9 protein-coding genes and 1 pseudogene are annotated in these 9,297 nt (G+C 70.3%); 2 read left to right on the plus strand and 8 right to left on the minus strand.

Annotation, left to right across the window (positions count from 1 at the left end):
* Position 1 precedes the first annotated feature (1 nt).
* The 5 genes from ptsP to IBL26_RS15170 all read right to left on the minus strand — a co-directional run bounded on the left by ptsP (position 2) and on the right by IBL26_RS15170 (position 4,171).
* Positions 2 to 1,861: a phosphoenolpyruvate--protein phosphotransferase gene (gene ptsP / locus IBL26_RS15150; protein WP_187785334.1), complete on the minus strand. Its 1,860-nt coding sequence runs from the start codon at positions 1,859 to 1,861 to the stop codon at positions 2 to 4.
* A complete protein-coding gene (locus IBL26_RS15155; RefSeq protein ID WP_187785335.1) occupies positions 1,851 to 2,198 on the minus strand; it encodes an HPr family phosphocarrier protein in 348 nt (115 codons plus the stop codon). The genes ptsP and IBL26_RS15155 overlap by 11 nt, the downstream gene beginning before the upstream one ends.
* A complete protein-coding gene (locus IBL26_RS15160) occupies positions 2,198 to 2,659 on the minus strand; it encodes a PTS sugar transporter subunit IIA (RefSeq protein ID WP_187785336.1) in 462 nt (153 codons plus the stop codon). Before IBL26_RS15160 ends, IBL26_RS15155 begins: the two co-directional genes overlap by 1 nt.
* Positions 2,660 to 2,723: 64 nt before the next feature.
* Positions 2,724 to 3,725 carry an RNase adapter RapZ gene (gene rapZ, locus IBL26_RS15165; protein WP_241749413.1) on the minus strand — a complete coding sequence of 334 codons (1,002 nt, stop codon included), beginning with the start codon at positions 3,723 to 3,725 and terminating at the stop codon, positions 2,724 to 2,726.
* Positions 3,722 to 4,171 carry an HPr kinase/phosphorylase gene (locus IBL26_RS15170; protein ID WP_187785338.1) on the minus strand — a complete coding sequence of 150 codons (450 nt, stop codon included), beginning with the start codon at positions 4,169 to 4,171 and terminating at the stop codon, positions 3,722 to 3,724. The genes rapZ and IBL26_RS15170 overlap by 4 nt, the downstream gene beginning before the upstream one ends.
* Before the next feature lie 439 nt (positions 4,172 to 4,610).
* Between IBL26_RS15170 and IBL26_RS15175 the strand changes: the two genes are divergently transcribed.
* Complete coding sequence (locus IBL26_RS15175) at positions 4,611 to 5,585, plus strand: threonine/serine dehydratase (protein ID WP_241749415.1); 975 nt, start codon at positions 4,611 to 4,613, stop codon at positions 5,583 to 5,585.
* A 309-nt stretch (positions 5,586 to 5,894) separates the two neighbouring features.
* On the opposite strand, the gene IBL26_RS15180 is transcribed toward IBL26_RS15175, so the two are convergent.
* From IBL26_RS15180 to IBL26_RS15190, 3 genes are read right to left on the minus strand one after another with little or no spacing between them, the layout of a single operon-like run.
* Entirely contained in the window at positions 5,895 to 7,400 is a 1,506-nt protein-coding gene (locus tag IBL26_RS15180; protein WP_187785339.1) for a tripartite tricarboxylate transporter permease, read from the minus strand.
* A 3-nt stretch (positions 7,401 to 7,403) separates the two neighbouring features.
* Positions 7,404 to 7,913: a tripartite tricarboxylate transporter TctB family protein gene (locus tag IBL26_RS15185; protein WP_241749417.1), complete on the minus strand. Its 510-nt coding sequence runs from the start codon at positions 7,911 to 7,913 to the stop codon at positions 7,404 to 7,406.
* Entirely contained in the window at positions 7,906 to 8,880 is a 975-nt protein-coding gene (locus IBL26_RS15190; RefSeq protein ID WP_187785340.1) for a Bug family tripartite tricarboxylate transporter substrate binding protein, read from the minus strand. Before IBL26_RS15190 ends, IBL26_RS15185 begins: the two co-directional genes overlap by 8 nt.
* Before the next feature lie 145 nt (positions 8,881 to 9,025).
* Here IBL26_RS15190 and IBL26_RS25555 point away from each other — a divergent pair.
* Positions 9,026 to 9,297: pseudogene (locus IBL26_RS25555) on the plus strand (MotA/TolQ/ExbB proton channel family protein); the annotation flags it as partial.

Raw genomic sequence — 9,297 nt, forward strand, 5'->3', positions numbered from 1 at the left:
CTCAGCTCCGGTCGCTGCCGGCCTCGCCGAAGCCCATCACCAGTTCCTGGATGCGCTTGGGGTCCCCCTGCTCCATCACCCGGCGGGCGAAGCGGGCGCAGTCGTCGATCTTCAGGCTGCGGACCATCTGCTTCACCCGCGGAATGGCGCTGGCGTTCATCGACAGGGCACGGATACCCAGGCCCAGCAGCAGCGGCACCAGGCGCGGGTTGCCCGCCATCTCGCCACAGACCGAGACCGGCATGCGCAGGCGCAGCGCTGCCTCGGTAGCGAACTGCACCAGCCGCAGCACGGCCGGATGCAGCGGGTCGTAGAGATGGGAGACCTCGGCCTCGGCCCGATCGACCGCCAATGTGTACATGGCCAGATCGTTAGTGCCGATGGCGAAGAAATCGGCCTCCAGCGCGATGGCGTCGGCGGCCAGGGCGGCGCCGGGCGTCTCGATCATCGCCCCCAGCAGCGGCTCCTTCTCCGGCAGCGGGATGCCCTTGCGGCGCAGGCGGCGCTGCACCCGCTCATAGATCTCCCGCGCCTGGCTGACTTCCGCCGGGATGGTCACCATCGGCAGCAGGATGCGGATCTGCGTGCCCGGCTCCGCCCCCGCCACGCGGAGGATGGCGGCGAACTGCGCTTCCAGCAGTTCCGGCCGCTTCAGCAGCATGCGGATGCCGCGTAGGCCCAGCGCCGGGTTGGGCCCGGCATGGAAGGGGCCGATGCCCTCGGCCAGCGCCTCCATATCCTTCTCGCCGCCCCAGTCCAGCACGCGGATGGTGACGCAGTCGCCCGCCATCGCCTCCACCACCTGGGTATAGGCGTCGACCTGCGCATCCTCGTCCGGCAGGTCCTCGCGGTTCATGAACAGGAATTCGGTGCGCAGCAGGCCGATGCCCTGGGCGCCCGCCTGGGCGATCAGCGGCAGCTCGGCGGGGATTTCCAGGTTGGCCTGAAGCTCCACCTCCTCCCCATCCAGCGTCACCGCCGGCAGGCGGCGCAGCTTGGCCAGCCGGGCCTTCTCCTTGGCGTAGGTCGCCAGCGACTCGCGCCCGGCCTGCAACGCGGCCTCGCCGGGGCGGATGACGATGGTGCCGGCGCCGCCATCCAGCACCGCCTGGTCGCCGCGCCGGGCGGCCTCGGTCAGCCCCGGGCAGGCGAGAACGCTGGGGATGCCCAGCGCGCGCAACATGATGGCGGTGTGGCCGTCGGCGCCGCCTTCCTCCGTCGCCACGCCGGCGATGCGGGTGGGGTCCAGCAAGGCGGCGTCGGCCGGGGTCAGTTCCTCGGCCAGCAGGATGGCGCCGGCGGGAACGCCCTTCAGGCTGCGGAACGGCGTGGCGGTCAGGTTGCGGGTCAGGCGGCGGGCAATCTCCCGCACCTCGCCGGCGCGGCGCTTCAGCCCGGCCTTGTCGTCGTCCTTGGCGGCCAGGATGGCGGCGGCGATCGCCTCGGCCTCGTCCTGCACGGCGGTCTCGGCGGACAGCAACTCGTCGGCGATGCGGCGGCGGGCGCCACGGATCAGCCGGCTGTCGCCCAGCATCATCGCATAGGCGTCCAGCAGCGGCTCCAGCTCTTCCTGCGCTTCCTCCGGCAACACGCCGAGTCGCGCCTTCAGCTTGGAGACCTGCTTGCGGCTGGCAGTGACGGCGGCGGCCAGGCGCTGGCGCTCCGCCTCGGCCTTGCCGGCCTCGATGGCGCGGCGCGGCGCCTCGGCCGGCACCTCGCTGGTGTCGAACACCTCGCCGATGGCCACGCCGGGAGAAATGGCGATGCCCTTGATGGCGACTTCCCGGGTCCGCCTCGCGGCGGCTTTCCGTGTCCCCTCGGCGGTCTTCGTCTCGTTGCCCTTGCCGCCCTCAGTCTTCATGGAATCCGGCCTCGATCAGGCCGGCTACAGCATCGAGAGCTTCCTTGGCGTCCCAGCCTTCCGCGTCCACCACAACCTCGCTGCCTTTGCCGGCACCCAGCATCATCAACCCCATGATGGAGCATGCGGGTACGGTCTGACCATGGCGTGAGACGTTGACGCAGGCGGAAAAACGCTCGGCCAGGGACACGAGCTTGGCAGCAGCCCGCGCATGCAGGCCACGGCTGTTGATGATGGTCACGGCCCGGCGCAACACCATCGGGTTATCCGCCGCCGCCGGTGCCTGGACCGAACGGAACGAGTCGGACGGTGCGAAGCAGGGGCGGGGCAGATGCATCAGGTGGTTCCGAACTTGCCGTTGCCGCCGCACAGGACCATCGGTTCCGGCGGCGCGCAGCGCGTGGGCGTGGCGCAGGAAATGTAGCGCCGCCCCGCAGACATGGCGTGTTCCACCGCCTGCGCCAATGGCTGCGCCCCACGAACCCGCGCGAGCTTGACCATCAGCGGCAGATTGATACCGGCGATAACCTCCACCGCCCCGTGCTCGGAGGGTTCCTCCGCCACGGCGGTGGCCAGGTTGGACGGGGTGCCGCCGAACATGTCGGTCAGGATGACGACGCCATCCCCCTGATCGACGGCGGCGACGCCGTCGCGGATGTCCTGCCGGCGGCCATCCATATCGTCTTCCGGCCCGATGCAGACGGTGGCGACCGCGCTTTGCGGCCCCACCACATGCTCCATCGCCAGCCTGAGCTCCTCGGCCAGACGGCCGTGGCTCACCAGGACCATGCCGATCATCGCGCGGCCACCATCCGGGGCAACACTGCGGCAGGCAACACGGCAGACAGCACGGCGAATAACTTCATGGCGTACAAGAAGGGGCCTCCCGACCCACGGGGGAAATAGAGGGGGCAGGGCCATCAGCGGCCCGCTGTCCCGCCGGGCCCGTCATGGCCCGGTTCAGCTCTCGGTGGCTGAGATCGACTCGCCAACCCTGTTCAACCAAGTGCGCCGCCAGCATTTCCGCCAGCAGGACGGAGCGGTGTTTCCCGCCCGTGCAGCCCATGGCCACGGTGAGGTATTTCTTGCCCTCTGCCGCGTAGCGGGGCAACAGCGGGTCTAACAGCGCCGTCATGCGCTGCCAGAATGGAACAAATCCGGCATCCTCCCGGATGAAGGCCGCAACGGCCGCGTCCTGGCCGGTCAACGGCCGCAGGGCCGGATCGTAATGCGGGTTGCGCAGAAAGCGCATGTCGAACACCAGGTCGGCCTCCCGCGGCAACCCGCGCGGGAAGGCGAAGGAGGTGACGGCCACGGCCATGCCGTGCAGCCCGCCACTCGCCCGGAAACGCTGCTCCACCAGCCGCCGCAGGTCCGGCAACGGCAGCTCAGACGTATCGATCACCGCATCGGCGGCATCCTGCAGCGGAGCGAGCAAGGCAGCCTCCCGCGCGATGCCATCGGCCACGGATGCGCCCAGCGAGCCACCGGGCGCCAGCGGATGTCGTCGGCGCGTTTCGGAAAACCGGCGCAGCAGCACGGCCTCATCGGCCGTGGCGAACAGCAGCTGCGGCGCCACGCCTGGCATATGGTGCAGGCGGTCCAGCAATGCCAGCAGGCCTGCCACGTCGAATCCACGGGTGCGGGCGTCCACCCCGGCGGCGATCGGCACGCCGCCGCCTTCCGTGACGATCTCCGCCAGCACCGAGAGCGGCGGGTTGTCCACGGTCTCGAAGCCCAGATCCTCCAGCATCCGCAGGATAGAAGACTTGCCGGCCCCGGAAAGGCCGCTGACGAGAACCACAGGGCGCGGCGTCCCGTCCCCGGGGTGAACCCCGGAGCCACTGGGCAAGGATGCGTTCATGCTTCGGCGAAAGCGCCTGCGCGCAGGCCCAGCCGGGCCTCGGCCGCCCCCAGCGCCAGCTCGATCTTGGCGGGGGCGGAGCAATCGAAGGGGTGCAGCGCCAGCAGCGGCAGTTGCAGGCCCAGCGCATCGAAGCGCCGTGGCTCCGGCAGCCGGGGCACCTCGTCACGGCCGACCAGCAGCACCGCCAGCCGCAGGACGGCCGGCGCGTGCGGCAGGCCCTGGAACAGGCCGACGCCGCGCACCTCCAGCATTCCGGCCAATTCAGCCGGCGCCTCGGCCTCCAGGCTGCCCTCCACCTCGGAGAGCGCCACCTGGTCGTCCGCCACCAGCTGCCAGCCCCGCTGCATCATCCGCAGCAAGAGGTCCGACTTCCCTGACCCAGGCCTCCCCAGGAACAAGACCCCCGCCCCACCGGACGAAGCGCAGCTTCCGTGCTGCAACATGGGCGCTCCCCGGCTGTCCCGTGAAATATGCCGAAATATGGCATCTTCTGGGCACGGGGAACAAGGGGGCTGCGAGGTGGCCCGATTCCCGTGGGCTGGGGAGGTCGTGTTCCCTGGTCAGGAATGAGGTGGAGCGTCGGGAAAGGAGGAAGGCCGGGGAAGGAACTCCCCGGGCCCCTTCTTTTTTCTGCGGGTCGGGCGTGGTGTTGAAGGCCACGAGGGGATGCTCTTTTGATATTTGAAATGGCCCGCGCGGAGTGAGCTTGCTGCCGCCGGAGGCCTTTGTCCCGCGGCGCACCTGCCCGCGCCCCTAATCAGACCGCCTCCTCCACCGCCACCTAGCAAAACTCGAAAAAAGAAGATGGGGCCCGGGGAATTCCTTCCCCGGCCTTTCCCCCACCCCACCCAAACCGCACCACGCAGGCACCGCCCCCTCCGGTTGCCGTCCGCCACGGACAGCGTCACCTTCCCCGCCATGACGCATCCGATCGACGCCGCTGCCATTCGCGCGGCCGCCCAACGCATTGCCCCGCATATCCGCCGCACGCCCCTGCTGCGCCTGCCTGCCGGTGCGCTCGGCACGGCGTGCGACGTCACGCTGAAGCTGGAGCTGCTTCAGGCCAGCGGCTCCTTCAAGCCGCGCGGGGCGTTCAACCGCATGCTGTCCGCGCCGTTGCCGGCGGCAGGCGTGGTGGCGGCCTCGGGCGGCAATCACGGCGCGGCGGTGGCCTATGCGGCGCGGCAGCTTGGCATCCCGGCCGAGATCTTCGTCCCGCAGATCACCGGGGCGGCCAAGGTCGCCCGCATCCAGGCCTATGGCGCCCGGCTGGTGCAGGGTGGCGCCGCCTATGACGACGCCCGCCGCGCCAGCGAGGCCCGGGCCGCCGAGACCGGCGCGCTGATGGTGCACGCCTACGACCAGCCCGAGGTCCTGGCCGGCCAGGGCACCCTGGCGCTGGAGTTGGAGGAGGACGCGCCCGAGCTGACCCATGTGCTGTTCGCCACCGGCGGCGGCGGGCTGATCGGCGGCTGCGCCGCCTGGTATGCCGGCCGGGCCGAGATCATCTCGGTGGAGCCGGACGCCTGCCCCACCCTGCACACGGCACTGCGCGAAGGCGCCCCCACCCCCGCCCCGGTCGGCGGCGTGGCGGCGGATAGTCTGGGGGCGCGGCAGGTGGGGCTGACCATGTTCCCCATTGCCCAGCGCTTCGTGAAGACCGCCCTGCTGGTGCCGGACGATGCCATCCGCGCCGCCCAGCGCCTGCTGTGGGATGCATGCCGGCTGGTGGCGGAACCCGGCGGCGCCACCGCCCTGGCCGCGCTGCTCTGCGGCGCCTTCGTACCGCCGGAAGGGGCCAAGGTCGGCGTAGTGGTGTGCGGTGGGAATACCGATCCGGGCAGCGTCGCTGGTTGATCGGATTGGGGGGGGGGGTTAGGCCAGGGGCGCTGCCCCTGGAACCCGCCGGGGTGGAAAGTCCACCCCGGACCCCGCTGTTTGTTCTTGGGCGTGCCTGGTGTCGTATGGTGCGCTGGAAGCAGAGCGTGTCCGGGGCGCTAGGTGCCGTGGCACCACGGCCGCCCCAAAGCGCATTCAAATTATACAAAGAAGGCCGCACTGGCCGAGACGTCAGTCGCCAAAGGTCACAGACCGTCGGCGGAACCAATCCCCTTAAAACTGACGGTGGGGTCTGGGGTGACCCTGTCACCCCAGCGGGGGTTCCAATCAGGGAACCAGCCCGCGCCGCCGGGCGAACAGCCCCCACAGCCGCGGCCCCAGCAGCGCGATCACCGCGAGCGCCAGGATGCAGACCGAGACCGGGCGGGTGATGAAGGTCGTCCAGTCCCCCTGGCTGATGGTCAGGGCCTGGCGCATCGCGTTCTCCGCCATCGGCCCCAGGATCATGCCGATGACCACGGGGGCGGTGGGGAAGTCGAACCGCCGCATGAACATCGCGATGATGCCCAGCGTGTAGAGGATGACGAGGTCCACCACGCTGTTGCTGATGCCGTAGGTGCCGATGGTCGCAAAGACCAGGATGCCCGCGTAGAGCTGCGGCGTCGGGATCTTCAGGATGCGCGCCCACAGCCCCACCAGCGGCAGGTTCAGCACCACCAGCATGACATTGGCGATGTAGAGGCTGGCGATCAGCGTCCACACCAGCTCCGCCTGGGTGGTGAACAGCATCGGCCCCGGTTGGATGCCGTAGGACTGGAAGGCCGAGAGCATGATGGCCGCCGTGGCCGAGGTGGGCAGGCCGAGCGTGAGCATCGGCACCAGGATACCGGCGGCGGCGGCGTTGTTGGCGGCTTCCGGGCCGGCCACGCCCTCGATCGCGCCGGTGGTGCCGAATTCGTGGCGGTATTTCGGCCGCACCAGCTTCCGCTCGAAGTAGTAGCTCAGCATGGTAGGCATCTCGGTGCCGCCGGCGGGCATGACGCCGAAGGGGAAGCCCAGCGCGGCGCCGCGGAACCAGGGCCCGATGCTGCGCTTCCAGTCCTCCTTCGACATGGCGAGGCGCCCGACCTCCAGCACCTGCTGCTTGGCGTCATGGTGCCGCCAGGCGAGGAAGAGTGCCTCCCCCACCGCGAACAGCGCCACGGCCACCAGCACAACGTCGGTGCCATCCAGCAACTCGGTGACGCCGAAGGTCATGCGTGGCTGGCCGGTCTGCAGGTCGATACCGATCAGTCCCAGGATCAGCCCCAGCCCCAGCGCCGCCAGCCCGCGCAGGGCGGAGCCGCCCAGCACGGCGGAGACGGTGACGAAGCACAGGATCATCAACGAGAAATACTCGGCCGGACCCAGTTGCAACGCGAGGTCGACGACGACAGGGCCGAGGAAGGAGATGCCCAGCGTGCCGATGGTGCCGGCGATGAAGCTGCCGATGGCGGCGGTGTACAGCGCCGGCCCGGCGCGGCCGTGGCGGGCCATCTTCGCGCCTTCCAGCGCGGTGATGATGGAGCCCGATTCACCCGGCGTATTCAGCAGGATGGAGGTGGTGGAGCCGCCATACATGGCGCCGTAGAAGACGCCGCAGAACAGGATGAAGGCGCCGGTGGCTGATACCTGGAAGGTGATGGGCAGCAGCAGCGCGATGGTCAGCGCCGGGCCGATGCCGGGCAGCACGCCGATGGCGGTGCCGAGGAAGCACCCCAGCAGCGCCCAGCCCATATTCGTCAGCGTCAGCGCATTGCCGAAGCCGAGGGAAAGCCCGGACCAGACGTCCATGACCTAGAGAATCCCTTCCAGGATGCCGGCGCCGATGTTGACGCCGAGCAGCTTGTCGAAGGCCAGGAACGCGCCGAGCGTGACGGCCAGGCCGATCAGCAGGTCCCGCCCCGGCCGGCGGCTGCCGAAGCCCGCCGCCACCAGCACGAACTGCACCGTCGCCGCGATGACGAAGCCCAGCCAGTCGATGAGGACGAGGTTGGCCAGCAGTCCGGCCCCCACCAACCCCAGGGCGCGCCAATTGGTGGGGGGCGCGTCGCGCACCTCCTCCATCTCCGCCGACCAGCCGCCGCGCAGGGCGGAGAGGGTGAGGCCGCCGCCGATGACCATCACCAGCCCGCCGACCAGGTAGGGCACGAATTTCGGCCCCACCTGCGCGTAGAGCGGCGTGGTGGGGATGACGCTGGCCTGCCAAAGGCAGAGCGCCCCCAGCAGCACCACGCAGATCCCGACGGCGAGGTCGGGGCCGGCGCCTGGCTTCAGCCAGCCGGTCCGGCCAGCGATGTCAGACAAGCCCGACTTCTTTCAGCACCTCGGCCGTGGCGGCCTCGTCGCTCTTCAGGAAGGCCTCGAAGTCGCTGCCGGCCAGGAAGGCGCGGTCCCAGCCCTGGCGCTGGCACATCTCCTGCCACGCGGACGAGGCGTCGAGGTCGGTGAAGAACTTCACCAGCTTCTCCCGGTCCTCGGGCTTCAGGCCGGGCGGGCCGAACACGCCGCGCCAGTTGCCCATGACGATGTCCACGCCGCTTTCCTTCAGCGTCGGCACGTTGTCCAGGCTGCGGGTGGCGCCGGTGGTGGCCAGGGCGCGCATGCGGCCGGCCTTCACCTGCTCGGCGAATTCGGAGATGCCGGAAATGCCAGCCTTCACCTGCGCGCCGAGGATGGCGGCCTGGGCCGGCCCGCCGCCGGCGAAGGCGACGTAGGAACCGTCCTTGGCCGAGCGGCCCTGCGACTTCAGCAGCAGGCCGAGGATGATGTGGTCGATGCCCCCGGCGCTGCCGCCGGCGACCGAGGTGGCGCCCGGGTTGCTCTTCAAAGCCGCCAGCAGGCCGGCGATGTCGCGGATGTCGCTGCTGGCGGGCACGACGATGACGCTGGGCTCGGTGGTCATGCGCGCCAGCGGCGTCACGTCCTTCAGCCCGACCGGGGAGCGGTTGGCCAACACGGCGCCGACCATGATGGCGCCGCCGACCATGACGGCATCGCCCCGGCCGCGGCGCTGGGAAACGAAGCGCGGCAGGCCCACGGTGCCGCCGGCGCCGCCGACATTCTCGAACTGGAAGCTGCCGACCATGCCGGCCTGGCGGGCCACCTGTTCGATGGCACGGCCGAGCCCGTCCCAGCCGCCGCCCGGGCCGGCGGGGACGAAGACGCTAAGGGAGGCAAAGCGCTGCTGACCCTGCGCGCGGACATGGCCGGACAGGAAGGACAGCGCGGCCGACGAGCCAGCCACGGCCAAGGCGCTGCGACGAGACAGCATGGAGAATCCTCCGGTTTTTTCGTTCTAGGACCTGGATAGGTTGCGCGAAGAACACGCTCCCGGCAAATGGACATTTGCGGGGCGTCTCGCCCTTGCACAATTTCCTCCCCACCCCCCATGCTGCAGCGCGGGGGCGAGGGATTCCATGCGGATGCGGCTGGCTTTGGGGGTGGTTCTGGCGCTGCTGGCAGCGCCGGTTCCGGTGGTGCTCGGCCAGGATGCGGGGCAGCGCGCACCCGCGCCCGGCGGCCCGGCCCCGGCGCGCCCTGTTCCCGGAATTCCCGGCTCCGGAAACCCGGCTGCGGGCAACCCTTCCCCAGGCAATCCGGCTGCCGGTAACCCGGCACCTGGTAACTCCGGCACCACCCAGCCCGGCCCCACCGCGCCCGGCCGCGCCGCCGCCCCGCCGCGCCGCCC

Source organism: Teichococcus aerophilus (assembly GCF_014490485.1).
Taxonomy (GTDB): Bacteria; Pseudomonadota; Alphaproteobacteria; order Acetobacterales; family Acetobacteraceae; genus Pseudoroseomonas; species Pseudoroseomonas aerophila.